Annotated in this window: 20 protein-coding genes and 1 pseudogene; 6 read left to right on the top strand and 15 right to left on the bottom strand. The window is 55.4% G+C overall.

Going from position 1 to position 19,467, the window contains the following annotated elements; all coding sequences use genetic code 11:
* Nucleotides 1-26: 26 nt before the first annotated feature.
* Nucleotides 27-677: a ComF family protein gene (locus DXB00_RS13945; RefSeq protein WP_118729103.1), complete on the top strand. Its 651-nt coding sequence runs from the start codon at nucleotides 27-29 to the stop codon at nucleotides 675-677.
* 30 nt (nucleotides 678-707) lie between these two features.
* Here DXB00_RS13945 and DXB00_RS13940 read toward each other — a convergent pair whose 3' ends face one another.
* From DXB00_RS13940 to DXB00_RS13920, 5 genes and pseudogenes are all read right to left on the bottom strand, one after another.
* Entirely contained in the window at nucleotides 708-1,769 is a 1,062-nt protein-coding gene (locus DXB00_RS13940; RefSeq protein ID WP_119215066.1) for a helix-turn-helix domain-containing protein, read from the bottom strand.
* A 163-nt stretch (nucleotides 1,770-1,932) separates the two neighbouring features.
* Nucleotides 1,933-3,140 (bottom strand): annotated as a pseudogene (locus DXB00_RS13935) (aspartate kinase).
* 54 nt (nucleotides 3,141-3,194) lie between these two features.
* Nucleotides 3,195-4,085: a homoserine kinase gene (thrB, locus tag DXB00_RS13930; protein ID WP_117489909.1), complete on the bottom strand. Its 891-nt coding sequence runs from the start codon at nucleotides 4,083-4,085 to the stop codon at nucleotides 3,195-3,197.
* A 14-nt stretch (nucleotides 4,086-4,099) separates the two neighbouring features.
* Entirely contained in the window at nucleotides 4,100-5,311 is a 1,212-nt protein-coding gene (locus DXB00_RS13925) for a homoserine dehydrogenase (RefSeq protein ID WP_118729106.1), read from the bottom strand.
* A 52-nt stretch (nucleotides 5,312-5,363) separates the two neighbouring features.
* Complete coding sequence (locus tag DXB00_RS13920; RefSeq protein WP_117489913.1) at nucleotides 5,364-5,804, bottom strand: ACT domain-containing protein; 441 nt, start codon at nucleotides 5,802-5,804, stop codon at nucleotides 5,364-5,366.
* Nucleotides 5,805-6,033: 229 nt separating this feature from the next.
* Here DXB00_RS13920 and DXB00_RS13915 point away from each other — a divergent pair, with 229 nt between their 5' ends.
* Nucleotides 6,034-7,359: a sodium-dependent transporter gene (locus DXB00_RS13915; protein WP_118360691.1), complete on the top strand. Its 1,326-nt coding sequence runs from the start codon at nucleotides 6,034-6,036 to the stop codon at nucleotides 7,357-7,359.
* Nucleotides 7,360-7,469: 110 nt separating this feature from the next.
* Here DXB00_RS13915 and DXB00_RS13910 read toward each other — a convergent pair whose 3' ends face one another.
* From DXB00_RS13910 to DXB00_RS13865, 10 genes are all read right to left on the bottom strand, one after another.
* Nucleotides 7,470-7,670 carry a helix-turn-helix transcriptional regulator gene (locus DXB00_RS13910; protein WP_117490013.1) on the bottom strand — a complete coding sequence of 67 codons (201 nt, stop codon included), beginning with the start codon at nucleotides 7,668-7,670 and terminating at the stop codon, nucleotides 7,470-7,472.
* Nucleotides 7,671-7,672: 2 nt separating this feature from the next.
* Nucleotides 7,673-8,125: a hypothetical protein gene (locus DXB00_RS13905; RefSeq protein WP_119215065.1), complete on the bottom strand. Its 453-nt coding sequence runs from the start codon at nucleotides 8,123-8,125 to the stop codon at nucleotides 7,673-7,675.
* A 12-nt stretch (nucleotides 8,126-8,137) separates the two neighbouring features.
* The gene (locus tag DXB00_RS13900; RefSeq protein ID WP_119215064.1) at nucleotides 8,138-8,593 is read right to left on the bottom strand and encodes a hypothetical protein; all 456 of its coding nucleotides are present in this window, start codon (nucleotides 8,591-8,593) and stop codon (nucleotides 8,138-8,140) included.
* 11 nt (nucleotides 8,594-8,604) lie between these two features.
* Nucleotides 8,605-9,072 (bottom strand): hypothetical protein, encoded by a 468-nt coding sequence (locus tag DXB00_RS13895; RefSeq protein ID WP_119215063.1) that lies wholly within the window; start codon nucleotides 9,070-9,072, stop codon nucleotides 8,605-8,607.
* A 151-nt stretch (nucleotides 9,073-9,223) separates the two neighbouring features.
* Nucleotides 9,224-11,182 carry an ATP-dependent zinc metalloprotease FtsH gene (ftsH, locus tag DXB00_RS13890; RefSeq protein WP_118285015.1) on the bottom strand — a complete coding sequence of 653 codons (1,959 nt, stop codon included), beginning with the start codon at nucleotides 11,180-11,182 and terminating at the stop codon, nucleotides 9,224-9,226.
* 37 nt (nucleotides 11,183-11,219) lie between these two features.
* On the bottom strand, nucleotides 11,220-11,774 hold the full coding sequence (gene hpt / locus DXB00_RS13885; RefSeq protein ID WP_243022094.1) for a hypoxanthine phosphoribosyltransferase: 555 nt from the start codon (nucleotides 11,772-11,774) through the stop codon (nucleotides 11,220-11,222).
* The gene (gene tilS, locus DXB00_RS13880) at nucleotides 11,764-13,116 is read right to left on the bottom strand and encodes a tRNA lysidine(34) synthetase TilS (protein WP_118729110.1); all 1,353 of its coding nucleotides are present in this window, start codon (nucleotides 13,114-13,116) and stop codon (nucleotides 11,764-11,766) included. Before tilS ends, hpt begins: the two co-directional genes overlap by 11 nt.
* 3 nt (nucleotides 13,117-13,119) lie before the next feature.
* Nucleotides 13,120-14,487 carry a replicative DNA helicase gene (dnaB, locus tag DXB00_RS13875; protein ID WP_188886039.1) on the bottom strand — a complete coding sequence of 456 codons (1,368 nt, stop codon included), beginning with the start codon at nucleotides 14,485-14,487 and terminating at the stop codon, nucleotides 13,120-13,122.
* Nucleotides 14,488-14,859: 372 nt separating this feature from the next.
* Nucleotides 14,860-15,306: a 50S ribosomal protein L9 gene (rplI, locus tag DXB00_RS13870; protein WP_110436125.1), complete on the bottom strand. Its 447-nt coding sequence runs from the start codon at nucleotides 15,304-15,306 to the stop codon at nucleotides 14,860-14,862.
* A gap of 103 nt (nucleotides 15,307-15,409) precedes the next feature.
* Nucleotides 15,410-17,410, bottom strand: a complete 2,001-nt coding sequence (locus DXB00_RS13865) for a DHH family phosphoesterase (RefSeq protein ID WP_119215062.1) — start codon at nucleotides 17,408-17,410, stop codon at nucleotides 15,410-15,412.
* Nucleotides 17,411-17,578: 168 nt separating this feature from the next.
* Between DXB00_RS13865 and DXB00_RS13860 the strand changes: the two genes are divergently transcribed.
* From DXB00_RS13860 to DXB00_RS16795, 4 genes are all read left to right on the top strand, one after another.
* Entirely contained in the window at nucleotides 17,579-17,947 is a 369-nt protein-coding gene (locus DXB00_RS13860; protein ID WP_118360685.1) for a VOC family protein, read from the top strand.
* A 125-nt stretch (nucleotides 17,948-18,072) separates the two neighbouring features.
* Nucleotides 18,073-18,615: a chromate transporter gene (locus DXB00_RS13855; protein ID WP_118729112.1), complete on the top strand. Its 543-nt coding sequence runs from the start codon at nucleotides 18,073-18,075 to the stop codon at nucleotides 18,613-18,615.
* Nucleotides 18,612-19,178, top strand: coding sequence for a chromate transporter (locus DXB00_RS13850; protein ID WP_118729113.1), 567 nt, complete (start codon nucleotides 18,612-18,614; stop codon nucleotides 19,176-19,178). Before DXB00_RS13855 ends, DXB00_RS13850 begins: the two co-directional genes overlap by 4 nt.
* A 3-nt stretch (nucleotides 19,179-19,181) precedes the next feature.
* On the top strand, nucleotides 19,182-19,467 hold a 286-nt coding region (locus tag DXB00_RS16795), incomplete at its 3' end, for a hypothetical protein (RefSeq protein ID WP_207665895.1).

Genomic DNA, 19,467 nt, shown 5'->3' with positions numbered 1-19,467 from the left:
TCTTTTTGCATAGTTGAGGTGATTCGATGGGCATTCTTTATGGTCACAGGTGCGTTTTATGCGGCGCGGATTTTCCGGTGACGACCAGCCGCACGCTGCAGCTTTGTCCGGACTGTGCCGCCGCAGTCCGGCGGGAATACCGCTGCAATGAGGTCATCTCCATTGCCGGAGCGGACGGTACGATCGCTCCGCTGTATTACCGCGGCACAGTACGCAATGCCATGAAACGGTTCAAATTCAGCAGCGCCGCCTACTGCGCGGACTGGTTCGCGGCGCAAATGTCCGTGGCTCTCACCGCACGGCTGGACGACTGGCAGCCGGATTTGGTTACCTACATGCCGATTGGATCTCTGCATTACCGCAAGCGCGGGTACAATCAGGCCGAGCTGCTTGCAAAGCTCATCGCAAAGCCGCTCTCTCTGCCGTGTAAGGCGGCACTGCGTAAGCGATGGTTCGTGAAAAAGCAGTCCGCGCAGAAGGATTATGCCGCGCGGCAGAGCAACGCAAAAGATGCCGTTCTGCCGAAGGGCAGCGTAGATTTGACCGGAAAATCCGTTGTGCTGGTCGATGATATTATCACCACCGGCGCAACGGCGGCTGCTGCCGTCAAAGCTCTGCGGGAGATGGGCGCAAGCCGTGTTTACGTCCTCGCCGCGACATTTACACCGATGAAATAACAAAAAAGACCGCTTTCGCGGTCTTTTTTGTTATTGGAAAAACTCACTGCTGTACACTCTGCCGTAATTGTCGGTAATCTCAGCTTTCAGCTGGTACTGATCAAATCCACCTTCCAGATCACGCCAGTCAACCTGTGTATAATAATAAACGTCTCCACTGACTCCTGTTTCTATATTCTCGATCTTCTTCTCTTTGATTTGCTTGCCGTTCTGATACAGCAATATACGACCACTGACCGGTGTCACACTGTCATCGCCGCAGTAAATATGCGTTGCCACATTGCCGCTGGCTGATGTGGTCTTACCATTAAAGCTAAAGCTACCGTTCTCCCACCACGCACGCACTTCGAGAGAAAAACGCTGCTTCAGGTCATACTCAGAGGCAACCATAATATTACGGATTTCTCCGTCCGTACTTGTCAGCGTCAAATAGACAGAAAACGTATCCACCAGCGGCACGCTGATTTCGCCGCTGTAACCGTTCTTGTTTTCTGCGTCGCACTCCCACGACTGGTCACCGCTGCGGACAACGAACTTTGCGGTTTCGCCGTCCAGCATTTCTTTCGGCACGGCGCTCACTGTGACAAGAAGATTATCCGCGTTCTGCGGATCTACGGTCACGTTCTCCGACCAGTCGGCTAAATCGCTGTTCTCAGCGCTCGTATTATCCGGATAGTAAATCGTACTCGGCCCGCTCTGCATCCGCAGCGTGTCGATCTGCTGCTGCATGGCGAGCACGCGCCACAGGCTGACCGCGCTGCACACAACGCTGACGCACAGCAGCCCTGCCGCTGCGATTGCCGCAATTTTCCACTTGCGGTTTCCGTTCCTGACCGGCTGGTTCTCTGCACCCGGCCACGATTCATCCGAGTCCTCTGCCTTTGGCATTAACTCCGCATCCGGACGCAGCAACGTATCCACCGGAACACCGAACAGCTTGCTCAGTTCCATTAAATTATCCATCGTGGGCACCGCCTGATCGGCCTCCCACTTGCTGACCGCCTGACGGCTCAGGCCCAGCTTTTCGCCGAGCGCCTCCTGACTCATGCCCTGCTCTTTTCGCAGTGCCGCGATTTTCTCACCTGTTGTCATTTCTGCCACCTGCCTTTCTTTTCTGTCTCCAGTGTGCCTGAAATGCCGCAAAAACGCCACCAACCCATCGTTTCTTTTTGTCAACCGACGGTTGCGGACGTCTTTCCGGTTGCAAAAAAGTCCCGAAATGTGTATTTCGGGACTTTTTGATATGCCGTATCGGTTAGGCGTTGAAGAACTCCTCGTGGATAGCCTTAACAGCCTTCTCGCTGTCCTCCTCGTTGATGAGGACAGAGATCTTGATCTCAGAGGTGGAGATCATGCGGATGTTGATGCCGGCGCTTGCCAGAGCTCGAACATCTTGGAAGCAACGCCGGTAGCGGAAGCCATGCCTGCACCAACAATGGAAACCTTTGCGACCTTGGTGTTGATGGAAATATCCTCGTAGCCGAGCATCTCCTTCGCGTCGCGCAGGATCTTCTCGACGCGCTCTGCATCGTCCTGACGGATGGTGAACGAGATGGACTTCTTGTTATCGCGGCCGACGGACTGGAGGATGATGTCGATGTTGACATTGTGCTTCGCCATCAGCGAGAATACCTTGAATGCAGTGCCCGGCGTATCGTCCAGATTGATGATTGCTACACGCGCGCAGTTATTATCACGGGCAACACCCGAAACCAGCAGTTTTTCCATATTAGAACCCTCCTTGACTTTGGTACCCGGATTGCGGGTAAAGCTCGAAACGACCTCAAGATCGACATTGTACTTCTTTGCCATCTCAACCGAACGGTTGTGCAGCACCTGTGCACCCAGAGATGCCAGCTCCAGCATCTCATCATAGGTGATGGCGTCCAGCTTCTTGGCATCCTTTACGATGCGCGGATCGGCAGTGTAAACGCCGTCTACGTCGGTGTAAATCTGACACAGGTCCGCGCCGAGCGTTGCTGCAATGGCAACTGCGGTGGTGTCCGAGCCGCCGCGGCCGAGCGTGGTCACGTCGCCCATCTTGTTGATGCCCTGGAAACCTGCAACAATAACGATGCGGCCGTTATCCAGTTCTGCCTTGAGGCGATCGCCCGCGATGCGCTTGATGCGGGCATCCGAGTAATTGCTGTTGGTTTCCAGACCGATCTGCCAGCCGGTCAGGGATACGACCGGAAAGCCCAGCTTCTGGATGGCCATGGCCAGCAGCGACATGGAGATCATCTCGCCGGTGTTGAGCAGAACGTCCATCTCACGCTTGGACGGGCGCTCGTTGAGCTCTGCGGCCTTTTCGATCAGATCATCCGTGGTATCGCCCTGCGCGGATACAACTACAACAACCTGATTGCCTGCCTGTGCGGTCTTGGTAACAATGTCCGCAACATTCTTCAGTCGCTCGGTGTTGGCAACCGAAGTGCCGCCGAACTTTTGCACAATAAGACTCATACTAACTATGTTTCCTCCTTATATACACGGACGAGAGCACTCATCCGTCCCCTATTACAGTCGTTTTACGGTCGCACCAACCTCATCACAGCGCAGCTGCACGGCCTTCCAGTGCGGATACTGCTTCTCGCACAGCTCCTGTGCACGGGTGATGTAGTCGCGGTCGCCCTTGTAGACGATAGCCACGATGGACGGACCTGCGCCGGAAATGAACGCGCCGAGCGCGCCCAGCTTCTTGGCCTCACGCACGATGTCCTCGCCGTTTTCGATCAGACCGAAACGGTACGGCTGGTGCAGACAGTCACCGGTTGCCGCGTCAAGGTTTTCCAGCTTGCCGGTGGTCAGGCTGCCCGCGAGCAGCGCTGCGCGCGCCAGATTGTAAACCGCATCGTGATGGTCGATGGTCTTGGGCAGCGCCGCACGCGCCTTTTCGGTGGACAGCTGGAAATCCGGGATGAATACCACGAAGTCGATCGCACCGTGAACCGGCACGCGAACGTGATGCACATGGCCGTTTTCGAGCAGCGCCACGCAGAAGCCACCGAGGATCGCCGGTGTGGAGTTATCCGGATGACCCTCGATGGTAGCCGCCAGATCAATGACCGCGTTGCGGTCGAGCGGCTCACCGAGCAGCATGTTTGCACCCATGATGCCCGCAACCGTGCACGCCGAGGACGAACCCAGGCCGCGGGTCTGCGGGATAGCGCAGTCCTCAACGATGGTCAAGCCGGAAAGCGGCTTGCCACACTCGTCGTAAACGCGCTTTGCACACTGATAGATCAGATTGCTCTCGTCCTGCGGAACATACTGACCGTTTTTATCCGAAATATCAATATGATCGTTCTCTGCGAGGTCGATCACGTTGTACAGCTCGAGCGCAATGCCGATGCTGTCATAGCCCGAGCCCATATTGGCGCTCGTAGCAGGAACGGTTACACGAACCATTGTATTTCTCTCCTTTACAGAATACGCATTGCCGCACGAACTTCACCGCGTGCGTTCAGCTTTTCGGCTGCGGCGTTCATCTCTGCGGTGGACAGCTTGCGGGTCTGAACCACGAATACGTCCTCAGCAGGCTCAGTCAGACTCTCAACCGGCAGCAGCTCCTCAACATCCTTCTGTGCGCCCTTGAAACGAACGTACCATGCACTCTGCAGGGTATCCAGCGGACGGAGCAGGTGCTTGGAGCCATCGCCCCAGAAGATACGACGGCGGTTGTCCTTGTGCTCGATGCTGTCCAACATATCGGCAACAACAGCGGAAGCGGTAGCCAGCTTGCCGGCGCCCTTGCCGTAGAACATAACCTCACCGGTCGCATTGCCGTCGATCATGATGGCGTTGAATACATCCTCAACAGCGGCCAGCGGGCTTTCCTTGTGGATGAGATGCGGTGCAACATAAGCGTAAGCGGTGCCGTCCTCGCAGCGGACCGAGCGGCCCAGCAGCTTGATAACGCAGCCCAGCTTGTCGGCGTTTGCTACGTCCTCGAGGGTGATCTTAGTGATGCCCTCGCAGGAAACCTGATCCGGATCGAACTTATCGCCGTAAGCAAGGTCGGACAGAATGCAGATCTTGCGGCAGGCGTCGTGACCCTCGATGTCAGCGGTCGGGTCCTTCTCGGCATAGCCGTTGAGCTGTGCCTGCTTGAGCGCATCCGCAAAGGTAACGCCGTTGTGGATCATCTGGGTGAGAATGTAGTTGGTCGTGCCGTTCAGAATGCCGCAGATTTCGTTAAACTCGTTGGCAGCCAGGCACTGCAGCATCGGACGGATGACCGGAATGCCGCCGCCGACGGATGCCTCGAACATGTAGTTTACGCCGTGCTCCTCGGCAATCTTGAGCAGCTCCTCACCCTTGGTAGCAACCAGCTCCTTGTTGGAGGTGCATACGCTCTTGCCAGCCTCGAGGCAGCGCTTGGTGAACTGGTACGCAGCGCCCACGCCGCCCATTACCTCGGCAACGACTGTTACCTCGGGGTCGTTCTCGATGACAGAGAAATCGGTTACAAATTTATTGCCATACGGCAGAGAGGAGAAGTCGCGCAGGTCGAGGACATACTTTACCTCAACCGGCTCACCAACGGTCTTGGCGATCTTGTCGGCGTTCATGTCGAAAACCTCGTATACGCCCGAACCGACAGTGCCGTGTCCCATGATTGCTACTTTAATCATATGCTGATTTCCTTTCATCAGTTAAATTAGCGTTCTGTATACCGCCGGACGGTCATTCAGATGCCAGAATTTCCACTTTGCTGACGCCTTCCATTGCTTCTGCACGGTGCACAAGCTCTTCGGATGAGTATTTCATCTCACCGGTGCGGGCCGAAATAGTGACCGATGCCATTCCTCTCATCGGAATGGACTGGTTCACCGTCAGCAGGTTTGCACCCGAGCGTGCCATCAGCCCAAGAATGCTCGACAGAACACCCGGCTGATCGTGCAGCATGAAATGGTAGGTGACGATACGGTCGGTGGTTGCCTCAAAGAAAGGGCGAACGCCGTCCTTATATTTGTAATACGCACTGCGCGACAGACCGGCGATCTTTGCCGCTTCGCTTGCCGTAGCCGCCTTGCCCGAAGCGATGGCTTCATTCGCTTCGATCACGCGCTGAAATACCTCCGGCAGCAGGGTGCGCTCCACGAGATAATACTTTGGTTTTATCATGCGATGTCTGTCCTCCCTAAAAAGACACTTGTCTTTTTCACGCTCATCTATCATACCATATCCATCCACCGAGCGCAAGAGAATAACTGATAAATTTCCCTAAATTCCGACGAGTGTTTTGTTACTTCTGTCAAAAGCTCCCGCTTTTCCTGTGAAAAGTGTAAGTGGCTTTTTGCTTTATTTTGTGTTATACTATGTTTACATCTGTAAACAATCGGAGAGTTTTATTATGCATCAGAAAAACGAAAACGGAACCTTTACCTCAAAAATCGGCTTTGTGCTGGCGGCGGTCGGCTCTGCGGTCGGCATGGGCAACATCTGGATGTTCCCTTACCGCACCGGTCAATACGGCGGCGCGGCTTTTTTAATCCCCTACCTGCTGTTTATCGCATTGTTCGGCTATGTCGGCCTGTCCGGCGAGTTCGCCTTCGGCCGTATGACCGGCACAGGTCCGATCGGCTCGTATGAATTTGCGATGAAGTCCCGCGGTAAAAAGGGCGGCGCCATCCTCGGTACGATTCCTCTGCTCGGCTCGCTCGGTATCGCCATCGGCTACGCCATCATCGTCGGCTGGGTGCTGCGGAGCGCGTTCGGTGCACTGACCGGCTCGCTGATGAGCACCGAACCGGAGCAGTTCTTCACGGAAATGAGCAGCACGAATTTTTCCAGTGTGCCGTGGCACACCCTGGTTATCCTGCTGACGGCGGCTGTGCTGATCTTCGGCGTGTCCGGCGGCATTGAAAAGATCAACAAGGTGATGATGCCCGCATTCTTCATCCTGTTCATCATTATTGCTATCCGCGTAGCCTTCCTGCCGAATGCGATCGAAGGCTACAAATACCTGCTCGTACCGCAGTGGGAATACCTGTTCAACCCGCGCACATGGATCATGGCGATGGGTCAGGCGTTCTTCTCGCTGTCGATCACCGGCTCGGGCATGATCATTTACGGCTCTTACCTGCCGAGAAATGAGGATGTTGTACATTCGTCGTGCATGACCGCTGTGCTCGACACCTGCGCCGCTATGCTTGCCGGCTTCGCCATCCTGCCGAGCGTATTCGCGTTCGGTCTGGACCCGGCCTCCGGCCCCAAGCTGCTGTTCATCACCCTGCCGCGTGTATTCCAGCAGATGCCGTTCGGCCGTCTGTTCGCGTTCTTCTTCTTTATTTCCGTGCTGTTCGCGGGCATTACCTCACTGGCGAACATGCTGGAAGCAGTCTCTGAAGCCGCGCAGACGCGCCTCAAGCTGAGCCGAAAGGCCGCTGTCCTGCTGTCGTGCGGCGCCGCATTGGCGGTTGGCCTGTTTATCGAGCGCGATACGCTCATGGGTACGCTGATGGACGTTATCACCATTTACGTCGTGCCGATCGGTGCAATCCTCGGTGCGGTTATGGCGTACTGGGTGCTCGGCATTAACAAGATGGAGCAGGAGCTGATGAACGGCCGCAGCAAGCCGCTCAGCCGCGCCTTTGCGCCGCTTGCGAAATATGTGTATATCTTCCTTGCCGCACTCGTCGTATTCTTCAGCTTTATTATCCCGGGCGGTATTGGGTAAATCTGTGCTATAAAAAAGGACTTCCTGCGGGAAGTCCTTTTTTCATGCAGGAATGGAGAATGGGAAATGCCCCATCTATACGTTCATTCTCCATTTTCAATTCTCAATTTTCACGATTCTTCATCGAGGAAGAATATACTCTCCACAGGCTGTTCCAGCAGCCGCGCGGTTTTAATCGCCAGCTCGAGGGTCGGGTCGTATTTATCGTTCTCCATCGCCACGATGGTCTGCCGCGATACCCCGAGCAGCTTTGCCATGTCCTCCTGCCGCAAGCCGCGTGCCTTGCGGAGTTCTTTAATATTGTTCTTCATCTTCAGCGCCAGAACTTCCATATCAAATCTGCGAATATCACGACCGGAATGAAAATACGCTTTACAATATCCCCGGCAAGCGCACTTTGGGACGGCGGATTTTCCTCGTCATCTTTTGTGGCACGGTAGGTTGCGATCGCTCTGTAAACACCCTCGAACACCATGCACACGAACCACAGAATTGCAAACTCGCTCACATTTTTGCCGAATGCAATGATATCCACCAACATCACCACGAACAGTCCGACCGTCATCAAGCGATAGGCGATAATCGCACCATTGCGTGTGATCGTGTTCTGCATTTCGTCCTGCTCCCAGCCATTAGCCTTCGCGGAAGCGCGTGCACGAGCGGTTTTTCCGGCCTGTCCCCAGTCCTCCCAGAGCATAAAAGCCAGCCAGAATACCGCAAAAACGACCATTACGACCACGCCTATACCGGTTTCGGTTGTAAACATAGGTGCACCTCCCTACATCCAGAAAACCTTCACCACAATCCACAGATACATCAGATTATTGAACACACTGTGTCCCATCTGTTTCCACATTTGCGTTTTATCCTCATCGCCCGCCATATTGCGAATGGTTTTGATGATAATAAACAGCACCTCAGCAACAATGGACACGATTGCCAGGACACTGAGTTCAATCGAGCGATAATCACGGAAAAAGCGGCTGTAACCAAGATAAATGATAACACCGGCCTGCAGCACACGGTAGCCAATCAAGCGGCCCTTCACATTGACGGCGTGCGCCATCTCATCAATATTCCATTCCCAGTCCTTCATGATTTTTCTCGCTCGCGGCGATTGTCCTTCTTCTACCCAATCGTGCCACAGGCTCGCTGCAAGAATGACCAGCGGCAGCACAATCGCAACCATAACAACCTGCACCTTCTGTGTCATATCGTACATATCCCAGCTCATAAGCGCACCTCCTACCAGTTTTGCGTTAGAACCGTCATTCCGATGGCCAATCCGATCAGCACCGCACAGAACATCAGCTTTGCGATAAGGAAAGTCAGTCTCGGCGGATGCTCCTCGTCGTCCTTTGCTTTGCGGAACGTCTGCACAAGCATAATAGCCGCCTCCACCATGCCGGACACGACCAACAGCGCACACAATTCCATTGCCGCCTGCCCTTTTATCAGCAGCCGATAATACAGGCACGCCAGGATTCCCGCCTGCGTCACCCGGTATGCGACCGCCTGTGCCTGTGTGATGATGGCGTGCTCCATCTCATCGGTCTTGCTGCCGAGTGCTTTGGCGGTCCTGCGGGCCTTTTTCGATCTTCCGGCATCCATCCAGTCTTTTACCAGCCATGCCGCCAGCAGGAGCACCGGCAAGCCGATGCAGACCCACAATACCTGCATTTTCTCGGCTGATGTGTATAAATCCCACCGCATAAAAGCACCTCCTACTCTTGATGCCGTTCGCTAAAATGTAAAATTCTCTTTACATCCTCAAGATAACAGGCGGACAGCAAAATGTCAAGAATGTTTGACATTTCAGGCAAGGAAAAACCCCACAGAATTTCCTGTGGGGCTTTGTGAATATTTACTGATCCTGCTTATCCGGGTCGAGATCCTTTTCGGCTTCTTCAACCTTGGCAAGCTCCTCTGCGGATTCCGCAGGCTTGCTTACCTTGGCGTGCAGCTCCTGCTGCAGCTCGGTCATCAGATCCTCACCGACGATCTTATCCGGAACGATTTCGCCGTTATAGACCTTAACAAAGGTCTCGCCGTCCATCGTTTCGTTGCGGATGAGATACTCGGCAACGCGCTTCATCTCGTCCATGTGCTCGCTCAGTAGCTTTTCACAGGCGTGATATGCGTGCTCGATAATGCGGTGAATCTCGTCGTCGATCTCCGCCGCCTTGACCTCGGAATAGCCCTTGCCGGCTGCCAGATCACGACCGAGGAACACCTCGCCATTATCCGAGCCGTAGTCGATCGGGCCGATACGCTCGCTCATGCCGTAGCTGGTGACCATGGCGCGAGCCATCTGGGTTGCCTGCTTGATGTCGCCATAAGCACCGGTGGAGATATCCTCCATCGTCAGCTGCTCGGCCACGCGGCCGCCCAGGCAAACGATGATGTACTCCTCCATATACTTCTTGGTGCGGTATGCCTGATCCTCCTCGGGCAGCGGCATAGTAAAGCCGCCTGCGCCGGACGAACGCGGAATAATGGTAACATGGTGTACCGGATCCTGCGTCGGCAGAACGTGGAAGCAGATCGCGTGACCGGCCTCATGGTACGCGGTCAGGCGCTTGTCGTGCTCATTGATGATGTGGCTCTTCTTCTCCACGCCCATTACGACCTTGAGCAGCGACTCCTCAATCTCCTCCTGCGAGATCAGCTTCTTGTTGCGGCGTGCCGCAAGCAGCGCTGCCTCATTGAGCAGGTTTTCAAGGTCTGCACCGGTGAAGCCGGCGGTCGTCTTGGCAATTTCAGAGAACTTGACATCCGGGTCGAACTGCTTGTTGCGGGCATGTACCTTGAGGACAGCCTCACGACCCTTGACATCCGGTGCGCCGACATAGACCTGACGGTCAAAACGGCCCGGACGCAGCAGTGCGTTATCCAGAATATCCTTGCGGTTGGTGGCTGCGATGACGATAACGCCCTCGTTTGCACCAAAGCCGTCCATCTCAACGAGCAGCTGGTTCAGGGTCTGCTCGCGCTCGTCATGGCCGCCGCCAAGACCTGCGCCGCGCTGACGGCCTACTGCGTCGATCTCGTCGATGAATACGATAGCCGGCGCGTTCTTCTTGGCCTGCTCGAACAGGTCGCGCACACGCGATGCGCCGACACCGACGTACAGCTCAACGAAGTCCGAACCCGAAATAGACAGGAACGGTACGCCCGCTTCGCCTGCAACCGCACGCGCGATCAGGGTTTTACCGGTGCCCGGAGGGCCGACCAGCAGCACGCCCTTCGGAATACGCGCGCCGATCTGCACGAACTTCTGCGGATTCTTGAGGAACTCGACGATTTCCTGCAGCTCGGCCTTTTCCTCGTCCGCGCCTGCCACATCATTGAAAGTGACCTTGCGCTTATCGTCCTGCGCCAGCTTTGCACGGGCCTTGCCAAACTGCATCGGACCTGCTCCGCCGCCGGACTGCTTGTTCATCATAAAGTACCAGAACGCGATCAGCAGCACGATCAGGATCACATACGGCAGGAACTGTGCCCACCACGGAATGGTTGCCGTGCGGTAATCGACCTTGGTCAGCGTGCCATCCCGCATCTGCTGCTGAATGGTCTCGCCCAGATCGTTATAGAACACGCTTCTGTAGTCACCCAGATCGTAGGTGTACGTCCGGTTTTCCTTTTTCAGATGCATGGTCAGCGTGGTGTCGTCCACGTCGTACTGGTCAACATCGCCATCCATAAAATAGTTGTAGATCTGATTATAGGATAGCGTTTCTGTCTGCTGTGTCTGGCTGACCACATAGCTGACACCTGCCAACAGGCACACCAGTATGATCAGGTAAAGGCCGAAGCCTTTCATTTTGCCTTTCAAATCGGTTTAACACCTCTTCCCTAAATTACTCGCCGCCGTAAACATACGGCTTAAGTACACCGATATACGGCAGATTGCGATACTTTTCCGCGTAGTCGAGGCCGTAGCCGACTACGAACTCGTCCGGAATCTCAAAGCCGAGGTAATCCACATCGACGTTGATCTTGCGGCGCTCCGGCTTGGAGAGCAGCGTGCACAGGCGGATGGAGTTCGCGCCGCGTGCTGCCAGAATCTGCATGAGATAGTGCAGCGTTACGCCGGAATCCAGAATATCCTCCACGATCAGCAGGTCGCGGCCGTCGATCGGCTGTGCGATATCCTTGATGATCTGCACCTCGCCGGAAGTCTTGGTGCCCTTGCCGTAGCTGGATACGACCATGAAATCCACGTTGCACGGCGTATCAATGGCACGGGTCAGGTCGGCCATGAACACATAGGAGCCCTTGAGCACACTGACGATCAGCGGGTTCTTGTCGCGGTAATCCTCCGTGATACGCGCACCTAGCTCTGCTACCTTTTCGTGAAGCTGCTCCTCGGTAAAGTAAACTTCCTTGATGTCATCTCGCATATTATAAGCCATTTTTTGATAACCCCTTTACTGTAATCTGCAGTGTATTTGCGTTATTTTTGGCTGTTCTACTGCAGTCCGCACCGATATCCTGCACCGCGATCACGCCGTTTTTATCCGCGATGACGGCCATCGCATTCCGCATATAGCGCGGAATCTTTCGGTCGATCATCAGCTTTTTGAGCGATCTGCTGCCGCCGTTTTCGGTCAGCCGCAGGGTATCTCCAGTGCGCCGCGTGCGAACACACAGCGATTCAAAATCTATTGTACCACAATCCAGACAAAAAGTATTGAATGTTTTGTAAAAAACTTCGGATTTTTCTATTTTTTTTGCGGCGAGCTTTACCGTGTCCTTCCAGATCGTCCCTGCAAATGGTAGGGTAAGCGGGATTTCCGGCCGCTCGACCGCAGTTTCAGCCTTGGGAATGATGCGCAGAACGTCATATTCACGTCTTGCGAAATAGCCGTTCGGCAAATCGGCTTCCGCAGACGGAGACGCGGTTTCCAACAGATGCTCGAGCGCAGTAATATGCTTTGCGGTTACGTCTTTAAGCGGCATATCCGCATTTTCGAGCAGCAACCGCAGCGCTCGGCTGCGAACCGCCGGTGCGGCTTCCCGCAGAGGCTGAATCTTCCACGCGCCGTTCCCGACTGCACAAAGTTGTACACAGGTCTGTGCATAACTCTGCAGGCAAGTCTCGTCCTGCCGAAGCTGACGTGAAAGCCGTGCTGCCGCCTGCACCGCCTGCGGATTCAATTCCCGCAGAATGGGAACGACCTCTTGACGGAGGCGGTTGCGCGTATAAGCTGTGTCCGCATTGGTGCTGTCAGTCACGAAATCCTGTTCGCGCTCGCGCAGAAAGGCTTCGATTTCCCGCCGCTCAACCTCGATGAGAGGCCGAATGATGCGTCCGCGCACCGGCGGAATGCCCGTGAGACCTTTCGCACCTGTGCCGCGCACCAAATGGAACAGCATGGTCTCCAGATTGTCGTCCGCATTATGCGCCACCGCGATTTTGGCTCCGTGTGCGGCATGCTCCAGCCGTGCATAGCGAATACGCCGCGCGGTCTCCTCTACCGCGGAATCGCCTGCGGCAGCGGCTATGTCCACGCGCTCGACCGTCAGTTTCACGCCGAGCTTCTCACACAGCCTGCGGCAGAAGGCTTCGTCCCGGTCGGACTCTGCACCGCGCAGACAGTGGTTGAGGTGAAACGCCCGCACAGGATACCCCAGCTCGCGCAGACTCAGCAGAAGCGCTACGGAATCCGCACCGCCGGACAGGGCGACAAGCACATTTTCGCCGGTTTCGAGCATCGTATAGTCGGAAATCGTTCGTTTTACCGTATCCAGCATGGCTTACTCCTCGTGAATGCGGTCCGGGTTGGAGAAGGTCGTGTACTGACCGACCCACTGCAGCTCAATGGTGCCGGTCGCACCGTGACGGTTTTTCGCAATGATAATTTCTGCGATATTTTTGTTCTCGCTCTCGTCATCGTAATAATCATCGCGGTAGATAAACATAACGATGTCAGCGTCCTGCTCGATCGCGCCGGACTCTCGCAGGTCGGACAGCATCGGGCGCTTATCCGAGCGCTGCTCGGACGCACGCGACAGCTGCGACAGACACACGACCGGAACATTGAGTTCCTTCGCCATAATTTTCAGCGAACGTGAAATCTCTGCGACCTCCTGCACACGATTATCCATGTGACGGCCGCCGACGTGCATCAGCTGCAGATAGTCGATGACGATCAGACCGAGTTCGTCACCCAGTCTGCGGCATTTCGCCTTGATCTCCGCAACCGTGATGGCCGGATTGTCGTCCACATAGATATTCAGTCCTGCCAGTACGCCGGACGCACGCGCGATCTTTACCCAATCGTCACCGTCCAGATTACCGGTTTTCAGCTTCTGCGACTCAATGAGCGCCTCACTTGACAGGAAACGGCTGGCCAGCTGTTCCTTGCCCATCTCAAGCTGGAACACGCACACGCCGGTGCCCTTTTTGTCGCCGCGCTCCTTATTCTTAACACTTGCCTTAGCCGCATTGAGCGCCACATTGAGCGCAAACGCGGTCTTGCCCATGCCGGGTCGTGCCGCAATGAGAATCAGGTCGGATTTATTGAGACCGGTCAGCGCCGTGTCCAGCGCGTGGAAGCCGGTGGACATGCCGGGAATTTCACTGTCCGACCGGGCACGCTCGTCCAGTTCGGTATACAGATCAGCGATAACCTCAGAAAGCCGTGACAGACCCTTAATTTCACGTCCCTGACGGATGCTGTAAATACGCTGCTCCGCCAGCTCGGCAATGCCGGAGGCTTCACCGTGGGCTTCGAGGGCGTTCTGCTGAATCTCGCTGCCCGCATCCGCCAGCTGGCGCAGCAGGCTCTTGTCACGCACGATGCGGACGTACTCGTTGACGTTCCGCGCACCCGGCGTGACCTCCATCAGCTGAAAGAGATACGCGCGGCCGCCGGCCTCGTCGTAGTAGCCCATGCGCGTGAGCATATCCAGAACGGTTACCGGGTCAATACGCTGTGCGCCGTTGAACATCGAGTAGATAGTCTCAAAGATGCGCTTGTTTTCTTCCGCGTAAAAATCATCGGCGCGCACCTGCTCGATGACCTCGGGAATGCAGTTCGGATCGACCAACATCGCGCCTAAAAGCGACTGCTCCGCAGTCAGATCCTGCGGCACCTGCCGCATCAAAAGTTCGTCGGGCACTTACTTACCTCCCTCCGCTAAAAAATAAAAATGGAAAATGGAAAATGGAGAATTGCGAATGAAGAACGAAAAATGACAACGCAGGCATAGCCTGCGTCAATCAAATCCCGCTTTGCTTGCAAAGCGCAACCTCAGATGCAGCCGTACCGAATGGTACGGCGAGCATCTCGGTCCCGCCGCAGCGACCGTGCGTTCCACGCACGGCATGAAATAGGACACGGCATTGCCGTGTCCGTAAAAAGTCGCGACATGCGCGTGACTTTTTACACCTCGACCCAGCGCCCTTGGGGCGCGTCCGGGGGTATCGCCGGTCGGTTTCTCCGGAACCGACCGGCGTATATAGGGGTATTGGATACCCCCTATAGGTGCAGGTTAGGCCTCGACTACCTGCACCAGAATCTCGCCTGCGATATCCTGATACAGCTTTGCCTTTACGCGGTGTACACCGAAGGTCTTGATCGGCTCCTCGAGCACGATCTTCTGCTTCGGTACGTTCAGACCGTACTGCTTGTTCAGCTCCTCAGCGATTTCCTTGGAGGTAACAGCGCCGAACAGACGGCCGCCCGTGCCGCCCTTGGCCGGAACCTTTACCGGGCTCTCCTTGAGCTTCTCGGCTGCCTCGCGGGCTGCCTGCTGCTCGAGTGCGATCTTGCGTGCGTGTGCCTCATCCTGCGCCTTCTTGACGTTCAGGTTATCCGCGGTTGCCGGCTCTGCCAGACCGCGCGGCATCAGGAAGTTGCGGCCGTAGCCCTCGCTGACCTCGATCAGCTCGCCCTTTTTGCCCTTGCCCTTAACGTCGGCCTTGAGAATTACTTTCATGGTGATTACTCCTTTTGTGTTTGCTATATCGAATGCGGCGAACAGCTTCGCCTGCTTTTCGGTCTAATTACGGCTGTCGTGAAACGCCTTTTCCGACAGACTGTTATTTGTTTTCGTCCTGTTTCTCGGTCCGCTGATCGTCGAAGTAGCCGCGAATGGCATCCGTGATCAGCTTGTCGGCCTCCTCCGGCGTGGTGTTTTTTAGCTGTGCACCGGCCGCCGAATGGTTGCCGCCGCCGCCGAGTCTCTCCATCAGCAGCTGCACATTGACGTGGCCTGCCGCACGAGCGGAAACCGCCATATCATCGCCGCTGCGGAACGCAACAACGCTTGCATGTGTGCCGATGATGGACAGCAGCTCGTCTGCTGCCTGTGCGGCCGCAATACGGTCTACCTCCTCGCCGGTGATAGCGAAGATAACGCCCTGACCGCAGTTGCGCGCGGACGAGATCAGCTTCTGACGTTCCATATACTGGTCAAAGCTGGACTGGAACAGGCGCTTGACATTGCTCGACTCCGCACCTGCGCGGCGCAGATACGCTGCCGCCTCAAATGTGCGGACGCCGGTGCGCGTTGCAAAGCCCTTGGTATCCAGATAAATACCTGCCAGCATGGCTTCCGCCTCGCAGGTGAGGATGCCGCTGGTCGGCACAAGATACTGCAGCAGCTCGCTGACCAGCTCGGATGCGGACGACGCATACGGCTCGTGCAGGGATACGACTGCGTTCTCGATATAATCTGCCGCACGGCGGTGATGATCAATGACTGCGATCTTGTTGATGGATTCGAGCAGCGCCGCGCTCTCCACATAGCCGGGACGGTTTACGTCCACCACGATAAGCAGCGTGTTGAAATCGCACGCGATCATCGCATCCTCGGCGCTGATGAACACGCCCTTGTACTCAGACTGGGTTTCCAGCCGTTCGATCAGGTCATTTGCCATGGTGTGCTGACGGTCCACAACAATGTGCACCGGTCTGCCCTTGACACGCGCGGCACAGACCATACCGGCAGCAGCGCCGATGGCGTCCATATCGCTGTTCTTGTGGCCCATGACCAGCACCTGAGACGAGTCGCGGATCAGCTGGCTGAGTGCGTTGGCAACCACGCGGCTCTTGACCTTGGTGCGCTTCTCGACTTCCTCGCTCAATCCGCCGAAGAAAGCAAAGTTAAATTTATTCTTGATAACCGCCTGGTCGCCGCCGCGGGACAGCGCCATGTCGACAGCGAGTCCGGCAAACTGATAGCTTTCTGCAAGCGTTTCGCCGTCGCGTCCGATACCGATGGACAGGGTAGCTACAACGCCCTCGTGGTTCTCAATTTCGCGCACCTCCTGCAGAACGGAGAACTTGCGCGCGACCAGCTTGTCCAGCTCGGCGTTTTCGATCACGAAGATATACTTGTCGCGGTCGTACTTGCGCAGTACGGCGCTCGAGTCCTTCACCCAAGCAAACAGACGTTTATCAATGCCCGCCAGAATGTTGGATTTTTCCGAGTCGGTGGTGTTCTTGACCAGCTCCTCGTAGTTGTCGATTGCGATAACCGCGATAGCCGGACGGGTAGTCTCAGCCGCATCCCGCAGACGGACAAACTCGGTGCAGTCGATGAAATGCAGCATCATCAGCTGTCCCGCACCGCTCTGCACCATACTGCCGAATACATGGTACTGCCGCTTGCCGATGCCAAGCTCTCCCGGGAACGCGGTCTGTCCCTTGATGAGCCAGCCGGTCTCAAACGTCGGTGCGATCTCGCCCATGCGAACGCCGCTTACCGCAGTCCCCCGACCGCTGATTTCCGCAAATGCGTCATTCGCCCATACGATCTCGCCCGTGGTAGCCAGCGCAACAGCTGTCGGCAGCGGCGAGCGTGTCACCGCCGGACGGATCTCTCCGCCATCTACCTCGATGTTGTTCATCAGCTCCTGCACCTGCCGCCGCCGTGCCGCATTCATGCGCAGCGAAACAATCCGTAGGATGATACACACCACAATACCCGCCGCACCGTACACGCGGGAGAAATAAAGTCCCACGACCGCAAACAGGAAAAACAGCACATAAAACATTACGCTGTTGGGAGCCAGCATCTTCTGTAATCTCTTTTTCAAACCCCTGCCTCCTTTTGGGGACGCAAATATTCAACCTAATTATAGCAAGCCATTGTAGAAATTTCAACACTAAATGCAAACCGGTTTTGTATCTTTTCGCCGTCCGCTTGCAATTTCTGCGGCTTCATGGTACAGTAACCGTAGATTCGCATTCAGGAGGATATCATTATGCAATTTTCGTTTGCACACAACAATTTTAATGTCTGCAATCTGGACCGCTCGCTTTCTTTTTATAAGGAGGCTCTCGGTCTGACCGAATCCAGCCGCATCAACGCACCGGACGGCAGCTTCATTATTGTATACCTGACCGATGGCGTAACGCCGCATCTGCTCGAGCTGACGTGGCTGCGCGACTGGGACAAGCCGTACAACCTCGGTGACAACGAGTTCCACCTTGCCTTCCGCGTGGATGATTTCGATGCCGCGCACGCAAAGCATAAGGAAATGGACTGCATCTGCTTTGAAAATCCGGCAATGGGCATCTATTTCATCTCCGACCCGGACGGCTACTGGCTGGAGGTCATTCCCGCAAAGTAAACAGAAAACGCTTGGAGCTGCTGCTTTGAGCGTTTTTTTCATTCTCTTAACAGGATTATTCTGTTCATTTTTCGACAACGGGTGTATACTATTGAAGTTATCTCCTGACGAAAGGACTGTATCATTTGAATCCTTACCTTGATCTATACCTCACATGTGCACGGATTGGCGTATGCACGTTCGGCGGCGGCTATGCCATGCTGCCGATTCTGCAGCGCGAGGTCGTTGAAAACCGCCACTGGACAACTGAGGACGAGCTGATGGACTACTACGCCATCGGTCAGTGCACCCCGGGCGTTATCGCGGTGAACACCGCCACGTTCATCGGCTACAAAACGCACGGCATTCTCGGCGGCATTGCCGCCACGGCGGGCATGATCACGCCATCGCTGATTATTATCACGATTATCGCCGCATTTATCCAGCAGTTTGCGCATCTCGCTGTCGTGCAGCACGCGTTTGCCGGAATCCGCATCGCGGTCTGCGCGCTCGTGCTGCAGTCCGTGTGGAAAATGGCGAAAAAGGGCGTTGTTGACGTGCCGACCAGCGTTATCCTGCTCGTTACGTTCGCGGCTGTCGCCTTCTTCGGCGTATCGCCGGTTGTGATGGTCATTGTGGCCGCCATTGCCGGTATCGCTATCGGCATGATCAGGAGGAGACGCGCATGATCTTCCTTCAGCTGTTTTACGAATTTTTCAAGGCGGGTCTGTTCGCCATCGGCGGCGGACTGGCGACCCTGCCCTTCCTCAAGCAGATTTCGCTGCGGTATCCGTGGTTCACGCCGAACGATCTGATGGACATGATCGCAGTCTCCGAATCCACACCCGGTCCGATGGGTGTCAACTCGGCAACGTACGCCGGCTTCCACGCGGCCGGCATTCCCGGTGCCCTCATGGCGACCTGCTCGCTTGTGCTGCCGTCGGTCATCATCATCATTCTGGTGTCGCGTGCGCTTGATAAGTTTCGTGACTCTCCACTGGTCCAGAACGGCTTTTACGGCCTGCGTCCGGCGTCCGCGGGTCTGATCTTCGGCGCAATGCTCGAGGTGTTTGTCGCAGCGCTGCTGCATACGGAAAACTGGTCAGGCATCGCAAGTCTCGGCTCGGTCATCAATGTTCCGGCGATCATTATTTTTCTCGTGCTGTCGCTCGGTATCTGGAAGCTCAAAAAGCTGCACCCGATCTTTTTTATTTTGATTGGCGCGGTGTGCGGTGTGGTGTTTAACCTGTAAGTTTTGATTTGTTATCGTGCAGATTCTCTGTGGAACGGCGGGATGGGGCATCCCGCCGCTGCCCTCCGAATTGCACAAAAAATCCCTTTCTCAGTCGAGAAAGGGATTCAGCTTGTCGAAAAAGCAATATTCGATTTTTATGCTTCGTGCGGCAGCACGCATTCAATCGAATTTGCTTTACAAATTCATAAATTCCGGGAGCATGTATCTCGGAATTTATACAAGGGAAGAAAAAATGTGTCCGCAGGACGCGGTTTTTCTTCGAGATTCGCTCGAAAGCGTGGTTTCG

This window comes from Butyricicoccus sp. OF10-2, assembly GCF_003481925.1.
GTDB lineage: Bacteria > Bacillota > Clostridia > Oscillospirales > Butyricicoccaceae > Agathobaculum > Agathobaculum butyriciproducens.
Note: the sequence above shows the minus strand (reverse complement) of the source record. Positions and strands in the feature narration are given on the sequence as shown.

Coding starts and splice junctions, on each gene's coding strand:
- DXB00_RS13945 (WP_118729103.1), top strand. CDS start 27: ATGGGCATTCTTTATGGTCACAGGTGCGTTTTATGCGGCGCGGATTTT.
- DXB00_RS13940 (WP_119215066.1), bottom strand. CDS start 1,769: ATGACAACAGGTGAGAAAATCGCGGCACTGCGAAAAGAGCAGGGCATG.
- thrB (WP_117489909.1), bottom strand. CDS start 4,085: ATGGTTCGTGTAACCGTTCCTGCTACGAGCGCCAATATGGGCTCGGGC.
- DXB00_RS13925 (WP_118729106.1), bottom strand. CDS start 5,311: ATGATTAAAGTAGCAATCATGGGACACGGCACTGTCGGTTCGGGCGTA.
- DXB00_RS13920 (WP_117489913.1), bottom strand. CDS start 5,804: ATGATAAAACCAAAGTATTATCTCGTGGAGCGCACCCTGCTGCCGGAG.
- DXB00_RS13915 (WP_118360691.1), top strand. CDS start 6,034: ATGCATCAGAAAAACGAAAACGGAACCTTTACCTCAAAAATCGGCTTT.
- DXB00_RS13910 (WP_117490013.1), bottom strand. CDS start 7,670: ATGAAGAACAATATTAAAGAACTCCGCAAGGCACGCGGCTTGCGGCAG.
- DXB00_RS13905 (WP_119215065.1), bottom strand. CDS start 8,125: ATGTTTACAACCGAAACCGGTATAGGCGTGGTCGTAATGGTCGTTTTT.
- DXB00_RS13900 (WP_119215064.1), bottom strand. CDS start 8,593: ATGAGCTGGGATATGTACGATATGACACAGAAGGTGCAGGTTGTTATG.
- DXB00_RS13895 (WP_119215063.1), bottom strand. CDS start 9,072: ATGCGGTGGGATTTATACACATCAGCCGAGAAAATGCAGGTATTGTGG.
- ftsH (WP_118285015.1), bottom strand. CDS start 11,182: ATGAAAGGCTTCGGCCTTTACCTGATCATACTGGTGTGCCTGTTGGCA.
- hpt (WP_243022094.1), bottom strand. CDS start 11,774: ATGGCTTATAATATGCGAGATGACATCAAGGAAGTTTACTTTACCGAG.
- tilS (WP_118729110.1), bottom strand. CDS start 13,116: ATGCTGGATACGGTAAAACGAACGATTTCCGACTATACGATGCTCGAA.
- rplI (WP_110436125.1), bottom strand. CDS start 15,306: ATGAAAGTAATTCTCAAGGCCGACGTTAAGGGCAAGGGCAAAAAGGGC.
- DXB00_RS13860 (WP_118360685.1), top strand. CDS start 17,579: ATGCAATTTTCGTTTGCACACAACAATTTTAATGTCTGCAATCTGGAC.
- DXB00_RS13850 (WP_118729113.1), top strand. CDS start 18,612: ATGATCTTCCTTCAGCTGTTTTACGAATTTTTCAAGGCGGGTCTGTTC.